Genomic DNA, 15,883 nt, shown 5'->3' with positions numbered 1-15,883 from the left:
GGGGAGTCATGAGTCCGGTGGTCAAACCCAACGCGTTGCCGTGGCTGCTGGTGTCGGTGCTGGTGCTGGTGCTTGACCAGCTGACCAAGTGGTGGGTGCTCACCAGCCTGCCCGAATACACCCCGATCCCTGTCATCGAAGGCTTCTGGAACTGGTACCGCACCTACAACACCGGGGCGGCGTTCAGCTTCCTGGCCGGGCAGGGCGGGTGGCAGAAATGGTTCTTCACCGTGCTGGCCTTCGGCATCAGCGCCATGCTGGCGTGGTGGATGGCGCGCACTCCGCGCGGCGACTGGAAAACCGCGCTGCCGTTCGCGCTGGTGATCGGCGGCGCGATTGGCAACGTCATCGACCGCCAGCTGCATGGCCACGTGGTGGATTTCATCCAGTGGTACTGGGGTGACTACTACTGGCCGTCGTTCAACGTGGCTGATGCGGCCATCGTGGGTGGCGCCATCGGCATCGCCCTGTTCGGCATCCTCGGCGCCAAAAAACCTACACCCCAGTAGCAGTGCCCCGCCCCCGGCACGAGCGCACCGCTCCTGGTAGGAGCGCGCCATGCGCGCGAAGCCGCGTGAATCCAGCTGTGTTCCGCTGCTTCGTCAGGGAACTGGCTCCGGCACCCACGCAGTCGGGCCGGGGGCAACTTGGCGTCCGGGAGGGTGCGGGATTGCAGACGTCACGCGGCTTCGCGTCTATGAGACGCTCCTACAGGGCTGGTGCAGGTAACCCGTTGCGGCGACAGGTAGAATTGGCCCATGGATATCGTCCTTGCCAACCCCCGCGGCTTTTGCGCGGGCGTCGACCGCGCCATCGAGATCGTCAAGCGCGCCATCGAGACCCTGGGCGCGCCGATCTACGTGCGCCATGAAGTGGTGCACAACCGCTACGTGGTCGATGACCTCAAGCAGCGCGGCGCGATCTTCGTCGAGGAACTGGACGAGGTGCCGGACGGCAATACGGTGATCTTCAGCGCCCACGGCGTGTCCCAGGCGGTGCGCGCCGAGGCCGACCGCAGGGGCCTGAAAGTGTTCGATGCCACCTGCCCGCTGGTCACCAAGGTCCACTTCGAAGTAGCGCGCAACTGCCGCGCGGGCCGCGACGTGGTGCTGATCGGCCATGCCGGCCACCCGGAAGTGGAAGGCACCATGGGTCAGTGGCAGCGTGAGGCCGGCACCGGCGAGATCTATCTGGTCGAAGCCCTGGAAGACGTTGCGGGACTGGAGCCGATCCAGCCTGGGAATCTCGCCTACACCACCCAGACCACGCTGTCGGTGGACGATACCCGCGAGATCATCGAGGCCCTGCAGGCGCGCTTCCCCACCATTCAGGGGCCGAAGAAGGACGACATCTGCTACGCCACCCAGAATCGCCAGGACGCGGTGCGCGAGCTGGCCCGGGTCTGTGACCTGGTGCTGGTGGTAGGTTCGCCCAACAGCTCCAACTCCAACCGCCTGCGCGAGCTGGCCGAGCGCGACGGCGTGGAATCCCATCTGATCGACGGTGCGGAGGAGATCGAGCCGCGCTGGCTGGAAGGCCGAAGCCACGTTGGCGTTACCGCCGGTGCCTCCGCCCCGGACGTGCTGGTGCAGGGCGTGCTTGACCGCCTGCGTGAGCTGGGCGCCAGCGGCGTGCGTGAACTGGATGGCGAGCCGGAGAACATGGTGTTCGCCCTGCCCAGGGAACTGCGCGTACAGCTGGTGGACTGAGCGGACACCAGATAGAATTCCATCCCCAACGCCGTTGTAGCTCAGTCGGTAGAGCAACTGATTCGTAATCAGTAGGTCGGGGGTTCGACTCCTCTCAACGGCACCATACGCTGCACAGAAGCCCCGTGAATCGATGATTTGCGGGGTTTCTGCTTTCCCGGGGCCGCCCAGCCCTTTCCCGTGGCGCCAGGGCAGTGGCGCGATCTCTCCGGCTGCGACCCGGGCCGGCTAAAGTGGTCGCCAGTCCAATCCGGTCCAGTCCATGTCCCAGCCAGCTGCCAAGTCCGCGCGTTCCGCCTCCAAGGCCAAGATCGCCTACGTCTGCACCGAGTGCGGCGCCGACCACTCCAAGTGGCAGGGCCAGTGCGGGGAATGCAGGGCCTGGAACACGCTCAGCGAATTCGTGGTGGAGCCGGCCGCCGGCAAGGCCGGCCCTGCGTCCCGACGCAGCGGCTGGGCCGGCAAGGTGGATGCGCCCAAAGTCACCGCGCTCAAGGACGTGCGCCACAGCGAAGATGCGCGTGTATCCACTGGCATTGGTGAGCTGGACCGGGTGCTGGGTGGTGGCCTGGTCGAAGGGGCGGTGGTGCTGGTGGGCGGCGATCCGGGCATTGGCAAGTCGACGCTGCTGCTGCAGGCGGTGGCCCGGTTGGCCCCGGTGCTGCCCTCGCTCTACGTCACTGGTGAGGAATCGCTGGCCCAGGTGGCCGGGCGCGGGGCGCGCCTGGGATTGGATCTGGACGGCGTGATGGCACTTGCCGAGACCGGGGTCGAAGCGATCCTGCGCCACGCCGCGGAAATGAAGCCCAAGCTCATCGTGGCCGATTCCGTGCAGACCCTGTGGACGGAAACCCTCACCGCGGCCCCGGGCTCGGTCAGTCAGGTGCGTGAATCGGCCGCGCGCCTGGTGCGCTACGCCAAGGAAACCGGTGCGGCCGTGTTCCTGGTCGGCCACGTGACCAAGGAGGGCGGCATTGCCGGCCCGCGCGTGCTTGAGCACATGGTGGATGCGGTGCTGTATTTCGAAGGGGAGAGCGGCAGCCGGTTCCGGGTGCTGCGCGCGTTCAAGAACCGCTTCGGCGCGGTCAACGAACTGGGCGTGTTCGCCATGGGCGACAAGGGGCTGAAAGAGGTGTCCAACCCCTCGGCGATCTTCCTGTCCGGCGCCTCGCAACAGCCCGGCAGCTGCGTGATGGTCACCCGCGAAGGCACCCGTCCGCTGCTGGTGGAGGTGCAGGCGCTGGTGGATTCCTCGCCGCTGTCCAACCCGCGCCGGGTGGCGGTGGGCATGGAGCAGAACCGCATGGCCATGCTGCTGGCGGTGCTGCACCGCCACGGCGGGGTTGGGGTGGGCGACCAGGACGTGTTCGTCAACGTGGTCGGCGGTATCCGCGTGCAGGAAACGGCGGTGGACCTGCCGGTGCTGCTGGCAGTGCTGTCGTCGCTGCGCGACCAGCCGCTCGCGGACAAGACCGTGGCGTTCGGCGAGGTGGGCCTGTCGGGTGAAATCCGTCCGGTGCCCAACGGCGAGGAGCGGCTGCGTGAAGCCGCCACCCACGGATTCAAGCGCGCGATCGTGCCCAAGGGCAATGCGCCCAAATCGGGTGCATTCAAGGGGCTGGAGGTGATCGCCGTGGAGCGGCTGTCCGAGGCATTGGAAGTCGCGTGAACGGCCCGGGCCGGCGCCAGCGGGGATGCGCGCTATGCTCGCTGTTCCGTGATCACAGGCGTGGGCAGCATGCAGGCAGACACTCTCGAACAGCTTGATACGCCGACGCTGGTCCTCGATCGCGCACGCATGGAAGCGAACATCCGCAGCATGCGTGATCGCGCCACGGAGCTCGGCGTCACCCTGCGACCGCACCTGAAGACCTGCAAAAGCGCCGACGTCGCCCGCCGGATGGCCGACCTGGGCGACCCGGTGACCGTATCGACGCTGCGCGAAGCCGAATATTTCGCCGGCGAAGGCTTCACCAACATCTTCTACGCGGTGGCGATCGCGCCGCAGAAGCTGGAGCGGGTGGCCGCGCTGCGCCAGGGTGGGGTGCGGCTCCTGCTGGCCGCGGATTCGTTCGAAGCCGCGCGGGCGATCAGCTTGGGTGCTGAACGCCTGGGCGTGGGCATGGAGGTTCTGATCGAAATCGACAGCGGTGATGGTCGCTCCGGCATCGCCACGGACGCGCCGCAACTGCTGGATATCGCCGCCGCGCTGGGCGGCGCTGCCAAGCTGGCCGGGGTGTTCACCCACGGCGGGCATTCCTACGCGGCTCGCAGCGCCGAGGCGCATGCAGCAGTGGCCGAACAGGAGCGGCTGGCGGTGACGGCCGCGGCCGCCAGGCTGCGGGAAGCCGGGCACGCCTGCGACATCGTCAGCCTGGGTTCCACTCCGTCAGTGGTGCACGCACGTGACCTGCAGGGCGTGACCGAAGTGCGCGCCGGCGTCTACGTGTTCTTCGACCTGTTCCAGGCCGGCATCGGCAGTTGTCGCCGCGAGGATATTGCCCTGGGCGTGTTGACCACGGTGATCGGCAACCATCCCGGGCGTGGCCAGATCGTGGTCGACGCGGGCGCCCTGGCTCTGAGCAAGGACATCAGCACCCATGCGCTGGGTGAAGCAGGCGACTGCGGCTACGGCCTGGTCGCCGATGCACAGACCGGCGTCATCATGGATGGACTGTATGTGCACGGGGTATCGCAGGAACACGGCATCATCCGCAGCCGCAGTGCGATCGAGCACGCCGGCTTTCCCATCGGGCGACGCCTGCTGATCCTGCCCAATCACGCCTGCATTACCGCCGCCGCCTACGACCGTTACCACGTGGTCAATGGCAGCACCGCGATCGAAGCGCTCTGGCCGCGCGTCAACGGCTGGTAACGCGTTTCAGCCGCGCTGCAGCACCAGCTCCAGCACAAACTTGCTGCCAAAAAACGCCAGCACCAGCAGCGCCATCGCGGTCAGCGTCCAGCCGATTGCACGCGAGCCGCGCCAGCCATAGCGCCAGCGGCCGACGAGCAGCGCGCCGAAGACCAGCCACGACAGGATGCTGAGCACGCTTTTGTGGATCAGGTGCTGGGCGAAGAAGTCGTGCACGAACAGGATGCCGGTGAGCAGCGTGGCGCTCAGCAACACGAAGCCCGCCAGGATGGTGCGGAACAGCAGGAATTCCAGCGCGGTCAGGGGCGGCAGGGCGCGCAGCCAGTTGCGGAATTCACGCCGGCGCAGCCCCCGCTCCTGGGCCCACAGCAGCACCGCCAGCAGTGCTGCCACTGCCAGGGTGGCGTAGGCCAGCAGGGCAAACCAGGCGTGCAGCTGCAGCCGCCAGTCCAGCGCCGCGTTGCCGACATGGGGCGTATTGGCGTAGAGGATCACCGACACCGCGGACAGCGGAAACACGATCACGCCCAGGGCGCCCAGGCGCCCGCGCAGGCCCACCATCACGGTCAGGGTCGCCATGCCCAGTCCCACCAGCGACAGCGCCGAGAAGAAGTGCATGTCCGCGCCGCCGACTTCGCGCCAGGTGAGCACGTGGTAAATCGCGTGCATCACCACTGCGGCCACCGCCGGTGGACCCCAGCCGGAGGTGCCTGGCTGATGTCCATGCGCCACCCTGCGGGTCAGCAGTCCAGAGGCGAGCAGGTACAGCCCCACGGCAATGAGAACGGATGTCATCGGGGCAGTTTCTCACATGCCGGCCGGTCTGGGGCGCGGAGGCATGGGCCGGGAAGGGCGGCGGGCTATAATCGCCGGCCCGTTCCGAGAGCTGATTCCCGATGTTCGAATCCCTGACCCAGCGCCTGTCCGGCACCATGGAGCGCCTGCGCGGGCGCGGCCGGCTGACCGAGGAGAACATCCGCGAGGCCACCCGCGAGGTCCGCATCGCCCTGCTGGAGGCCGACGTGGCCCTGCCGGTGGTGCAGGCCCTGATCGAGCGGATCAAGGTGCGCGCGGTCGGCCAGGAGGTGCTGAAGTCGCTGACGCCGGGCCAGGCCCTGATCAAGGTGGTGCGCGACGAACTGACCGCGGTGATGGGTTCGCAGGCCAGCGGACTGGACCTGAGCGTGCAGCCGCCGGCGGTGATCCTGATGGCCGGCCTGCAGGGCGCGGGCAAGACCACGACGGTTGGCAAGCTCGCAAAGCACCTCAAGGAACGACATAAAAAGAAGGTGATGGTGGTCAGCGCCGACGTGTACCGTCCGGCCGCCATCGAACAGCTCAAGACCCTGGCCGAACAGGTCGACGTGCAGTTCTTCCCGTCCGATGCCGGACAGAAGCCGGAAGCCATCGTCCGCGCGGCAATCGATGATGCGCGCAAGTCCTATGTGGACGTGCTGATCGTCGATACCGCCGGCCGTCTGGCGATCGACGAAGCCATGATGGCCGAGATCAAGGTCCTGCACGCCGCGGTGGATCCGGTCGAGACGCTGTTCGTGGTCGACGCCATGACCGGCCAGGACGCGGCCAACACCGCCAAGGCCTTCAGCGAGGCGCTGCCGCTGACCGGCGTGGTGCTGACCAAGACCGACGGTGATGCCCGCGGTGGTGCCGCGCTGAGCGTGCGTTACATCACCGGCAAGCCGATCAAGTTCATCGGTACCGGCGAAAAGACCGATGGCCTGGATGTGTTCCACCCGGAGCGCGTGGCCAGCCGCATCCTCGACATGGGTGACGTGCTCAGTCTGGTCGAGCAGGTCGAGCAGCAGGTCGACAAGGACGCCGCCACCCGCTTGGCGGAGAAAGTGGCCAAGGGCCGCAAGTTTGATCTCAACGACATGCGCGAGCAGCTCGGCCAGATGCAGAACATGGGCGGCATCTCCGGCCTGATGGACAAGCTGCCGGGCATGGGCAACATCCCGGACCACGTCAAGCAGCAGGTGCAGCAGGGCAAGGAAGTCCCGCAGATGATCGCCATCATCAACTCGATGACGAAGAAAGAGCGCCGCAATCCGACGCTGCTCAACGGCTCACGCCGCAAGCGCATCGCCGCTGGTGCCGGGGTGACCCCGGCCGATGTGAACCGGATGATGAAGCAGTACCAGCAGATGGAAAAGATGATGGGCAAGATGGCCCGCGGCGGCATGAAGGGCATGATGCGCGGCCTGCAGGGCATGATGGGCGGTCGCGGCGGCATGCCGTTCCGCTGATGCGCGGGGAGGCCGCCAAAGCCGGCCACTTCACCACCATGCAGGTAAGGGGTGGCCTCGTTCAGGGGCGGGACCTGCACCTGGCGCGGCTGCTGACGGCTTCGCGCAGCCTGTACGGCGCCAGCCCCGGCAGGTCTGTGTTGAGAAGGCGTATCCGCGAGGCACTTGCGGTCGCCGGGCAGGAGACGGGCGACTGCACTGTCAGGGTCAGGGTGCTGCCGCCGCATCCGGACTGCCACAGCGACGGCGAGCCGGACGGCCGCGACCCGCAACTCCGCATCGAAGTGGACATCGAGCCGCCGCGTGAGCCGCCCGCCTCACCGCTGCGGGTGCGCACGCATCCCGGCCTGCGCGCTGTTCCTTGCGTGAAACATCTGGCGCTGGATTTCCAGCTCAAAGCGCGCGCGCAGGCCCGGGAGGCCGGGTTCGACGACGCCTTGCTGCTGGCGGCTGACGGCCGCATCAGCGAGGGCACGTTCTGGAACGTCGTCTTCTGGGACGGCGAGGCCGTGGTCTGGCCCGACGCCCCGGCCCTGGCCGGGGTCACCCGACAGCTCCTGCGCACGGCGCTGGATCAGGCCGGACTGCCGCAGCGGTGCGAAGCTTTGGACACGGGTTCGCTGGGCGGTTTCTGCGCGGCCTTTGCGCTCAACTCATCGGGTATCGGCGACATCGCCGCCATTGACGGCCACGCGTTCCCCGGCGATGCCCGGGTCGGTGCCTTGCTGCGCCGGTTGCTTGCCGCCGTCCCCCGCGACCCGCTCTGAGGGCAGGGCGACCGCGGATCGCCTGACTTTGCCATTGCGCCCCCGAGGAGGGGCCATGTGGCGGGCCTGAACCATATTCCGCCGCGGCCACTTTCCTGCGGCCTGGCGATGGATTACAATTGCCCGCTTACCTCGCCGTCCTGGCGACTGGGCAACACAGGAAACTCCCGAAATGGTCAAGATCCGACTGACCCGTGGCGGCGCCAAGAAGCGTCCGTTCTACCACATCATCGTCACCGATTCGCGCAGCGCTCGTGACGGCCGCAACATCGAGCGTCTGGGTTACTACAACCCCGTCGCCGCCGGCGCCGAGCCGCGCGTGGTGCTGGACACCGCACGGGTCGAGCACTGGGTCGGCCAGGGCGCGCAGATGAGCGACAAGGTGCGCTCGCTGTACAAGGAAGCGAAGAAGGCTCCGCAGCCCGAGCAGACCGAGCAGGCCGCGGCCTGACTCCCCGGCCGCGCCACGCGCGCGGCCGTTTCCTCATATGAATGATTCCGAACGTCGAATCCTGCTGGGCAGGGTTGTCGGCGCCTTTGGCGTGCGCGGAGAACTCAAGTTCGAGTCGCATACCGAGCCGCTGGCGCAGGTGCTCCGTTACCAGCCGTGGATCCTGCGCGATGCGCAGGGGGTTGAGCGCGAGCTGTCCGGCGTGCGTGGCCGTGAGACCGCGAAAGGCCTGGTGATCCGCATTCCGGGGGTGGAGGACAGGGATGCCGCGCAAGCCCTGCGCGACAGCGAAGTCCATGTGCCGCGCTCGGCGCTGCCGCCGCCTTCTGAAGACGAGTTCTACTGGGTCGACCTTGAAGGCATGGCAGTGGAAACCGTCGACGGCGTGGCCCTTGGCATGGTCTCGCACCTGTTCGCCACCGGCGCCAATGACGTGGTGGTGGTGCGCGATGGCGCCGATGGGCGCGAGCGCATGATTCCGTTCGTACGCCCGGATTTCATCACCAGCATCGATATGGACGCCAGGCGCATGGTGGTCGATTGGGACCCGGACTTCTGAGCATGCGCATCGACGTCATCAGCCTGTTCCCGGACTTCATCCAGACCTGCGCCGGCTTCGGCGTAACCGGGCGGGCGGTGGAGCGGGCGCTGCTGACGTTGCACGGCTGGAACCCGCGCGACTATGCGGAAGGCAACTACCGCCGGGTGGATGACCGCCCGTTCGGCGGCGGGCCGGGCATGGTGATGATGATCGACCCGCTGCGCGCGGCCATCGCTGCCGCCCGCGCCGCGGATCCGGAGCCGGTGAAGCTGGTCTACCTCAGCCCCCAGGGGCGCCGCCTGGACCAGGCGGGCGTGCGGGAGCTGGCCGGACGCAAGCGCCTGATGCTGCTGTGTGGGCGCTACGAAGGGGTTGATGAGCGCTTGGTGCGGACAGAGGTGGACGAAGAACTCTCGATCGGGGACTACGTGCTGTCCGGTGGCGAGCTGGCCGCCGCGGTAGTGGTGGACGCCGTGGCCCGGCTGCAGCCGGGCGCGCTCAGTGACGCCGACTCCGCCGAGCAGGACAGTTTCGAGACGGGGCTGCTGGATTGGCCGCATTACACCAAGCCGGTCAACCACGATCTGGGCGAGGTGCCGCCGGTGCTGCTGTCGGGCAACCATGCGGAAATCGACAAGTGGCGGCGCCAGCAGGCCCTGCTGCGCACCCTGGAACGGCGTCCGGACCTGCTCGAGTCCGCAAGCCTCGACGACGCGGACCGCCGTTTCCTCGCCTCCCGGGAGGCGCCCGGCTCACCCGGCAGCCGCTGAATACCCGATTTGATCTGTCACCCTGATATCGGGCTATAATAGCGGGCTGTTTTGTTTTGCAATCCATGCCAAGAGCGTGCGTCCACGTGCACCACGCCTACAACTACACCAACAGGCCATTGCCATGAACACCAAATCGTCCATCAGCACCCTCCTGCAGGACTTTGAGACCGCGCAGGTCCAGAGCAAGCTTCCCGACTTCGGCCCCGGCGACACTGTCGTCGTCAACGTCAAGGTCAAGGAAGGCAACCGCGAGCGCATCCAGGCCTATGAGGGCGTGGTCATTGCCCGCAAGCATGCAGGTCTGAACTCCTCCTTCACCGTGCGCAAGATCTCCCACGGCTTCGGAGTGGAGCGCGTCTTCCAGAGCCACAGCGCCCTGATCGACTCGGTTGAAGTCAAGCGCCGCGGCGCCGTCCGCGCCAGCAAGCTTTACTACCTGCGTGGCCTGGAAGGCCGCAAGGCGCGCATCAAGGAAGACCTGTCCGCCCGTGCCCGCGCCCGTAACGAGCGCGCACGTGAGGACATCAGGGCTGCCAAGGCCGCTGCTGATGAAAAGGCCGCCGCCGACGCTGCAGCTGCAGAAGCGGCTGCTGCGGAATCCGCTGCAGAATAAAAGTCTCCCGCCGCCGGCAACGGCGGTCCGGAGGATTGCCAGAGGCCCGCGTAAGCGGGCCTTTTGGCGTTGGGCGGTCGGTCCGGCGCAGGCAGGAGCGGTCTTACGATGGAATCCTGCGCCGGGACGATCGGCGGCAAAGAGAGAAGCCCATGATGGCTGCACGATTGTGAACGAACCCCTGCAATCCGTCCGCCTCGACATCTGGCTGTGGGCGGCGCGGTTCTTCAAGACCCGTGCGCTGTCCAAGCAGGCGATCGAGACCGGCAAGGTGGAAATCAGCGGCCAGCGCGCCAACAAGCCCGCGCGCGCGGTGCGCGTGGGAGACATGCTGCGGGTGGAGCGGGGCGAGGAAATATTCCAGATCCAGGTGGCGGATCTGTCAGACACCCGTGGTCCGGCCAAGGTGGCGCAGACGCTCTATGTTGAATCCGAAGAGTCACGTCGGGACCGGCTCGAACGCTTGGCCCGGGTGCGCGCCGAGCGCGCCGGCTATCGACCTCCGGAACAGCGCCCGGACAAGCGTGCCCGCAGGTTGATCCGTGCCCTGGGCGATATCGACGCCAGCTGACGGAAAATACCTCGCACCACGAAAAAGGCCGCGATCCCGGGGGATCGCGGCCTTTTTGCCATCAGGCGTGATCAGTCGATGCTGTTGGGCGAGTCCTCACCCGCAAACGCCCCGAGCTTGCGCAGGGCTTCTTCCACCCCCGCACCGTAGGCCGGGTCGGCCTTGGTGCAGTTGCCCACGTGGCGCCGCTTGATGAAGTCCGGCGCATCGCCCATGGCGCGGGCGGTGTTGTCGAACAGCGCCTGCTGCTGCTCCGGCGTCATCAGCCGGAACAGATCGCCCGGCTGCTTGTAGTAGTCCGAATCGTCCTCACGGAAATCCCACCAGTCCGCATTGCCGTTGATCTTCAGCGGCGGCTCGCGGAACTGCGGCTGTTCCTGCCACTGATTGAAGCTGTTGGGCTCGTAGTGGGGCAGGCTGCCGTAGTTGCCGTCCATCCGGCCCTGGCCATCGCGGTGGTTGCTGTGCACCGGGCAGCGTGCGGCATTGACTGGAATCTGGTGGTAGTTCACTCCCAGCCGGTAGCGCTGCGCGTCGGCGTAGTTGAACAGGCGCGACTGCAGCATCTTGTCCGGCGATACGCTGATGCCCGGTACCAGGTTGCTGGGGGCGAACGCGCTCTGCTCCACGTCGGCGTAGAAGTTCTCCGGATTGCGGTTGAGCTCGAACTCACCCACCTCGATCAGCGGGTAGTCGCCCTTCGGCCATACCTTGGTCAGGTCGAAGGGGTGATACGGCACCTTCTCCGCGTCCTCTTCCGGCATCACCTGGATGTACATCTTCCACTTGGGGAAGTCGCCGCGCTCAATGGCTTCGTACAGGTCGCGCTGGTTGCTCTCGCGGTCGTTGCCGACGACTTCCGCCGCCTCGGCATCGGTGAGGTTCTTGATGCCCTGCTGGGTGCGGAAGTGGAACTTGACCCAGTAGCGCTCGCCGGCCTCGTTCCAGAAGCTGTAAGTGTGCGAACCGAAGCCGTGCATGTTGCGGTAGCTGGCCGGGATGCCGCGGTCGCTCATCACGATCGTGACCTGGTGCAGGGCCTCGGGCAGCAGGCTCCACCAGTCCCAGTTGTTGGTGGCCGAGCGCATGTTGGTGCGCGGGTCGCGCTTGACCGCCTTGTTGAGGTCGGGGAACTTGCGCGGGTCACGGATGAAGAACACGGGGGTGTTGTTGCCCACCATGTCCCAGTTGCCTTCCTCGGTGTAGAACTTCAGCGCGAAGCCGCGGATGTCGCGCTCGGCGTCGGCTGCGCCGCGCTCGCCGGCCACCGTGGTGAAGCGGCTGAACATCTCGGTCTTCTTGCCGACCGATTCAAAGATTTTCGCGCGGGTGTACGCGGTGATGTCGTTGGTGACGGTGAAGGTGCCGAAGGCGCCCGAGCCCTTGGCGTGCATGCGCCGCTCGGGGATCACCTCGCGGGCGAAATTGCCCAGTTTTTCGTGCAACCACACATCCTGAGCCAGCAGCGGGCCGCGCGGGCCGGCCGTGAGGCTGTTCTGGTTGTCGGGCACCGGGGCGCCGAACTGGGTGGTCAGGTAAGTCGGCTTGGACTTGTCGGACGGGTTGGACATGCAAGGCGCTCCGGAGAAAGGTGTTCACTTACCTTACTGGGCACCAGAAAAAAGGGAAGTCGATAGATATGAAGGAGTTGATAGGCCCTATCTATAGTGAGGGATTCATAGGAATCGCCTATCCGGCGCTCATCGCTTGCCGAACAGGCTGCCGCCGATCTTGAGCAGATCGCCCACGCCCAGCTTGCCGTCGCCATCCTGGTCCAGGACGGCGCCAAGCAGATCCGCGGCACCCCCCGACTGCTGGCGGATCTGCTGCTGCTCCTGACCGAGCAATGCGCCGAGCGCCTGCGGATCGGCCTTGCCCTGCTGGGTCGCCTGGCGGGCCAGGAATGCCATCACCAGGGGAGCGAGGATCTTCATCAGTTGGCCGGCCTTGTTGCTGTCCAGCCCGGCTACCTGGGCCAGCCCGGTTTCGGCACGCGACTGGTTGCCGCCCAGGATGTGGCCGAGGATGCCGGCGCCATCGGTCTGGCGCCCGTTGTCGCCGCCCAGCACCTGGCCCAGCAGGCCGGCGATGTTGCTGCCGCTGCCCGCATGGTCCTTCTGCAGCGCACCCAGCAGCGCCTGCGCGCCCTGCGGCTGGCTGGCATTTTTCCCCAGCGCGCCCAGCAGCAGGGGCAGGGCAGCGGCCACCGCCTGGCCCGTCTGCTTTTCGTCGATGCCGAGCTGGCCGGACATCTGCTGCATGGGGGAGCCCTGGAGCTGGGCGAGCAACTGCTGGGTCAGGGATTCGGCCATGGTCGGCTCCGACAGGAATGGAGCCGCCATGGTACGTCGCCAGACGCCGAAACGTGATGAGCGACAGGTTTCGGCCGGCCCGTGGATGCCGTGCACGCGGCGGTCGCCCTGCTGGTCGCCGGCCAGCCCCGCTTCGTCGATCATCACCATGCCGTCCACGGGGCGTTTGTCGATCGCGCTCATGCTCCCGGGCCGCGTATAGGGCCGGGCGATGCCGGTCAGCAGCGCATCCACCCGTACCTGCACTGGCACATCGCCGGTCATTTGAGCGCCTTGAGCCGGTAGAGCGCTTCCAGCGCCTGCTTGGGCGTGAGCTCGTCCGGATCCAGCGCCGCCAGCGCATCAAGGGCGGCGGATGAGGGCGCGAACAAGCCGATCTGGCGCGGCTCATCCAGCGCCTGCGGACGCATGCCGCCGGCCTGGGTATCGTTGCCGCGCTGTTCCAGTTCGGCCAGGCGCGCGCGGGCATCGGCCACCGTGGCGCGGGGCAGGCCGGCCAGTGCCGCCACCTGCAGGCCGAAGCTGCGGTTGGCCGGACCGTCTTTGACCGTGTGCATGAACACCAGCGTGTCGGTCCCGCTTCTATCGGTATGTTCCACCGCATCCAGATGCACGTTGGCGATCCCGCTGCCCGGCGCCGCGAGTGCTGTCAGCTCGAAATAGTGGGTGGCGAACAGGGTCATGCTGCGATTGGCGGCGGCCAGGTGCCGGGCACAGGCTTCGGCCAGGGCCAGGCCGTCGTAGGTCGAGGTGCCACGGCCGATCTCGTCCATCAGCACCAGGGAATGCTCGGTGGCGTGGTGGAGGATGTAGCTGGTCTCGGCCATTTCCACCATGAAGGTGGATTGGCCCTTGGCGAGGTCGTCGCCGGCGCCGATGCGGGTCAGGACGCGGTCGACGGGGCCGAGCCGTGCACGCGCCGCCGGCACGAAGCTGCCGATGTGGGCCAGCAGTACGATCAGCGCGTTCTGGCGCATGTAGGTGCTCTTGCCGCCCATGTTGGGGCCGGTGATCACCAGCATCCGTCGTTCGGGATGCAGCTCCAGGTCGTTGGGCTCGAAAGGCTCCTCGCGTACCGCTTCCACCACCGGGTGGCGGCCGCGTTCGATCAGCAGCCCAGGTTCATCGGTCAGTTCGGGGCGCGACCAGTCCAGCGCCTGTGCGCGCTCGGCAAACGCGGCCAGCACGTCCAGTTCGCTCAGCGCCGCGGCGCAGCGCTTGAGCGGCTCCAGGCGCTGGTTGAGCGCGTCCAGCAGCGTCTCGTACAGCAGGCGCTCGCGGGCCTGCGCCCGTTCGCGCGCGCTGAGCACCTTGTCTTCGAACTGCTTGAGCTCCTCGGTGATGTAGCGCTCGGCGTTGGTCAGGGTCTGCCGGCGGGTGTAGTGGGTTGGCGCCTTGGCTGCCTGCGCCTTGCTGATCTCGATGAAGTAGCCGTGCACCCGGTTGTAGCCGAGCTTGAGGTTGGAAATGCCGCTGGCCGCGCGCTCGCGCGCCTCCAGGTCGACCAGAAACTGGTCGGCGTTGGCGGACAGGGCGCGCAGCTCATCCAGCTCGGCGTCGTGGCCTTCGGCGAACACGCCTCCGTCGCGTGCCAGCACCGGTGGCTGCTCCACCAGCGCGGTGGCCAGCAGGTGGGCCTCGGCCGCGTGCTCGCCAAGCCCGTCGCCCAGCGCCTGCAGCCGCGGCGAATCCAGCGCCGCCAGCGTTTCGCGCACATCGGGCAGCATCGCCAGGCCGTCGCGCAGGGTGGACAGGTCCCGCGGGCGCGCCGAGCGCAGCGCGATCCGCGACAGGATCCGCTCCAGGTCGCCCAGCGCGCGGAACCCTTCGCGTAGATCAGCTTCGGTGCCGTTGTCGATCAGCGTCTGCACCGCGTGGTGGCGCTGCTCCAGCGTGCGCTGCTCGCGCAGCGGCCGGTGCAGCCAGCGACGCAGCAGGCGGCCGCCCATCGGCGTCACCGTGGTGTCCAGCACGCCGAGCATGGTGTTGCGGGTGTCGCCATCTACCCGGGTATCCAGCTCCAGATGCCGGCGGGTGGCGGCGTTCATGGCAATCGCACCATCGCCGGTTTCCACCGCGATCGAGGTCAGGTGCGGTAGTTGCTGTTTCTGGGTTTCCTCCACGTAGCCGAGCAGGGCGCCCGCAGCGGCAATCGCCAGTGGGCGGTCCTCGAGGCCGAAGCCGGTCAGGTCGTGCAGGTTGAAGAACTTCAGCAGCTGGCGGCGGCCGCTGTCGGCGTCGAACAACCACGGCGGACGGGCACGCAGGCCGCTGAGCCCACGGAGGAAATCCGGCCAGCCGTCCTCGTCGGGCATCAGGACTTCCGCGGGATCCAGGCGCGCCAGTTCGGCTTCCAGCTGATCCTCGTTGGCGACCTCGTTGGCCAGGAAACGTCCGCCGGCCAGGTCCGCCCATGCCAGGCCGTAGCCCTGCTTGGAGCGCGCGACAGCCAGCAGCAGGGTGTCGCGGCGCTCGTTGAGCAGTGCTTCGTCAGTCACCGTGCCCGGGGTGACGATGCGCACCACCTGGCGTTCGACCAGTCCCTTGCTGGTGGCCGGATCGCCGATCTGCTCGCAGATCGCCACCGACTCGCCCAATGCCACCAGCCGCGCCAGATAGCCTTCCGCCGCGTGGTGGGGCACGCCGGCCATCGGGATCGGCTGCCCCGCCGAGTTGCCGCGCTGGGTCAGGGTGATATCCAGCAGCCGCGCCGCCTTGCGCGCATCCTCAAAAAACAGTTCGTAGAAATCGCCCATGCGGAAGAACAGCAGCACGTCCTGATGCTCGGCCTTGACGCTGAAAAACTGGCGCATCAGGGGCGTGTGTTCGGGCGCTTTCACCGCGGCGGCGGCGGGTTTCGACATCGGCTCTGGATCCTTGGGGGAAGGGTGGGACAGGACCCTTTATGGTAACTGCCGTGCCTATACTCGGGGCTCACCTCTGGAGGAAGGACATGCTCAAGGCGCGGAACGGGGGTCCAACGGCACCATCGACTGCGTCGAGC

Annotated in this window: 15 protein-coding genes and 1 tRNA gene; 12 read left to right on the top strand and 4 right to left on the bottom strand. The window is 67.2% G+C overall.

From position 1 onward, the window contains the following. Nucleotides 1-8: 8 nt before the first annotated feature. The 5 genes from lspA (at nucleotide 9) to ACW7G2_RS11855 (ending at nucleotide 4,584) form a co-directional block, all read left to right on the top strand. Entirely contained in the window at nucleotides 9-509 is a 501-nt protein-coding gene (gene lspA, locus ACW7G2_RS11875; protein ID WP_456976023.1) for a signal peptidase II, read from the top strand. Between the two features lie 249 nt (nucleotides 510-758). Continuing rightward, nucleotides 759-1,709 (top strand): 4-hydroxy-3-methylbut-2-enyl diphosphate reductase, encoded by a 951-nt coding sequence (ispH, locus tag ACW7G2_RS11870; RefSeq protein ID WP_456976021.1) that lies wholly within the window; start codon nucleotides 759-761, stop codon nucleotides 1,707-1,709. A gap of 30 nt (nucleotides 1,710-1,739) precedes the next feature. Further along, nucleotides 1,740-1,815 (top strand) — tRNA-Thr (locus ACW7G2_RS11865). A 156-nt stretch (nucleotides 1,816-1,971) separates the two neighbouring features. Then, nucleotides 1,972-3,378 carry a DNA repair protein RadA gene (gene radA / locus ACW7G2_RS11860; protein ID WP_456976019.1) on the top strand — a complete coding sequence of 469 codons (1,407 nt, stop codon included), beginning with the start codon at nucleotides 1,972-1,974 and terminating at the stop codon, nucleotides 3,376-3,378. Between the two features lie 69 nt (nucleotides 3,379-3,447). Beyond that, entirely contained in the window at nucleotides 3,448-4,584 is a 1,137-nt protein-coding gene (locus ACW7G2_RS11855) for an alanine racemase (RefSeq protein ID WP_456976017.1), read from the top strand. Nucleotides 4,585-4,590: 6 nt separating this feature from the next. Here the strand turns inward: ACW7G2_RS11855 and ACW7G2_RS11850 are convergent, their stop codons facing one another. Continuing rightward, nucleotides 4,591-5,379, bottom strand: a complete 789-nt coding sequence (locus ACW7G2_RS11850; RefSeq protein WP_456976015.1) for a cytochrome C assembly family protein — start codon at nucleotides 5,377-5,379, stop codon at nucleotides 4,591-4,593. Nucleotides 5,380-5,480: 101 nt separating this feature from the next. Here ACW7G2_RS11850 and ffh point away from each other — a divergent pair, with 101 nt between their 5' ends. From ffh to ACW7G2_RS11815, 7 genes are all read left to right on the top strand, one after another. Next, a complete protein-coding gene (ffh, locus tag ACW7G2_RS11845; RefSeq protein ID WP_343257486.1) occupies nucleotides 5,481-6,851 on the top strand; it encodes a signal recognition particle protein in 1,371 nt (456 codons plus the stop codon). Continuing rightward, complete coding sequence (locus ACW7G2_RS11840; RefSeq protein WP_456976012.1) at nucleotides 6,851-7,618, top strand: aminotransferase class IV; 768 nt, start codon at nucleotides 6,851-6,853, stop codon at nucleotides 7,616-7,618. Before ffh ends, ACW7G2_RS11840 begins: the two co-directional genes overlap by 1 nt. A gap of 172 nt (nucleotides 7,619-7,790) precedes the next feature. Beyond that, complete coding sequence (gene rpsP / locus ACW7G2_RS11835) at nucleotides 7,791-8,069, top strand: 30S ribosomal protein S16 (RefSeq protein ID WP_456976010.1); 279 nt, start codon at nucleotides 7,791-7,793, stop codon at nucleotides 8,067-8,069. A 37-nt stretch (nucleotides 8,070-8,106) separates the two neighbouring features. Then, the gene (rimM, locus tag ACW7G2_RS11830; protein WP_456976008.1) at nucleotides 8,107-8,628 is read left to right on the top strand and encodes a ribosome maturation factor RimM; all 522 of its coding nucleotides are present in this window, start codon (nucleotides 8,107-8,109) and stop codon (nucleotides 8,626-8,628) included. Nucleotides 8,629-8,630: 2 nt separating this feature from the next. Beyond that, nucleotides 8,631-9,380 (top strand): tRNA (guanosine(37)-N1)-methyltransferase TrmD, encoded by a 750-nt coding sequence (trmD, locus tag ACW7G2_RS11825; RefSeq protein ID WP_456976005.1) that lies wholly within the window; start codon nucleotides 8,631-8,633, stop codon nucleotides 9,378-9,380. Between the two features lie 124 nt (nucleotides 9,381-9,504). Then, on the top strand, nucleotides 9,505-9,996 hold the full coding sequence (rplS, locus tag ACW7G2_RS11820; protein ID WP_456976003.1) for a 50S ribosomal protein L19: 492 nt from the start codon (nucleotides 9,505-9,507) through the stop codon (nucleotides 9,994-9,996). 169 nt (nucleotides 9,997-10,165) lie between these two features. Further along, complete coding sequence (locus ACW7G2_RS11815) at nucleotides 10,166-10,567, top strand: RNA-binding S4 domain-containing protein (protein ID WP_456976001.1); 402 nt, start codon at nucleotides 10,166-10,168, stop codon at nucleotides 10,565-10,567. A 71-nt stretch (nucleotides 10,568-10,638) separates the two neighbouring features. On the opposite strand, the gene ACW7G2_RS11810 is transcribed toward ACW7G2_RS11815, so the two are convergent. The 3 genes from ACW7G2_RS11810 to mutS all read right to left on the bottom strand — a co-directional run bounded on the left by ACW7G2_RS11810 (nucleotide 10,639) and on the right by mutS (nucleotide 15,743). Next, nucleotides 10,639-12,138 carry a catalase gene (locus tag ACW7G2_RS11810; protein ID WP_456975999.1) on the bottom strand — a complete coding sequence of 500 codons (1,500 nt, stop codon included), beginning with the start codon at nucleotides 12,136-12,138 and terminating at the stop codon, nucleotides 10,639-10,641. A gap of 129 nt (nucleotides 12,139-12,267) precedes the next feature. Further along, entirely contained in the window at nucleotides 12,268-12,909 is a 642-nt protein-coding gene (locus ACW7G2_RS11805; protein ID WP_456976194.1) for a DUF937 domain-containing protein, read from the bottom strand. Nucleotides 12,910-13,139: 230 nt separating this feature from the next. Continuing rightward, nucleotides 13,140-15,743, bottom strand: coding sequence for a DNA mismatch repair protein MutS (mutS, locus tag ACW7G2_RS11800; protein WP_456975997.1), 2,604 nt, complete (start codon nucleotides 15,741-15,743; stop codon nucleotides 13,140-13,142). Between the last annotated feature and the right edge of the window lie 140 nt (nucleotides 15,744-15,883).

Source organism: Luteimonas sp. A277, from assembly GCF_054052045.1.
This window is presented reverse-complemented; position numbering and strand designations above follow the sequence as displayed.

Excerpts from the sequence above, each read along its gene's own strand:
- lspA (WP_456976023.1), top strand. The coding sequence starts at position 9 with ATGAGTCCGGTGGTCAAACCCAACGCGTTGCCGTGGCTGCTGGTGTCG.
- ispH (WP_456976021.1), top strand. The coding sequence starts at position 759 with ATGGATATCGTCCTTGCCAACCCCCGCGGCTTTTGCGCGGGCGTCGAC.
- radA (WP_456976019.1), top strand. The coding sequence starts at position 1,972 with ATGTCCCAGCCAGCTGCCAAGTCCGCGCGTTCCGCCTCCAAGGCCAAG.
- ACW7G2_RS11855 (WP_456976017.1), top strand. The coding sequence starts at position 3,448 with ATGCAGGCAGACACTCTCGAACAGCTTGATACGCCGACGCTGGTCCTC.
- ACW7G2_RS11850 (WP_456976015.1), bottom strand. The coding sequence starts at position 5,379 with ATGACATCCGTTCTCATTGCCGTGGGGCTGTACCTGCTCGCCTCTGGA.
- ffh (WP_343257486.1), top strand. The coding sequence starts at position 5,481 with ATGTTCGAATCCCTGACCCAGCGCCTGTCCGGCACCATGGAGCGCCTG.
- ACW7G2_RS11840 (WP_456976012.1), top strand. The coding sequence starts at position 6,851 with ATGCGCGGGGAGGCCGCCAAAGCCGGCCACTTCACCACCATGCAGGTA.
- rpsP (WP_456976010.1), top strand. The coding sequence starts at position 7,791 with ATGGTCAAGATCCGACTGACCCGTGGCGGCGCCAAGAAGCGTCCGTTC.
- rimM (WP_456976008.1), top strand. The coding sequence starts at position 8,107 with ATGAATGATTCCGAACGTCGAATCCTGCTGGGCAGGGTTGTCGGCGCC.
- trmD (WP_456976005.1), top strand. The coding sequence starts at position 8,631 with ATGCGCATCGACGTCATCAGCCTGTTCCCGGACTTCATCCAGACCTGC.
- rplS (WP_456976003.1), top strand. The coding sequence starts at position 9,505 with ATGAACACCAAATCGTCCATCAGCACCCTCCTGCAGGACTTTGAGACC.
- ACW7G2_RS11810 (WP_456975999.1), bottom strand. The coding sequence starts at position 12,138 with ATGTCCAACCCGTCCGACAAGTCCAAGCCGACTTACCTGACCACCCAG.
- ACW7G2_RS11805 (WP_456976194.1), bottom strand. The coding sequence starts at position 12,909 with ATGGCGGCTCCATTCCTGTCGGAGCCGACCATGGCCGAATCCCTGACC.
- mutS (WP_456975997.1), bottom strand. The coding sequence starts at position 15,743 with ATGTCGAAACCCGCCGCCGCCGCGGTGAAAGCGCCCGAACACACGCCC.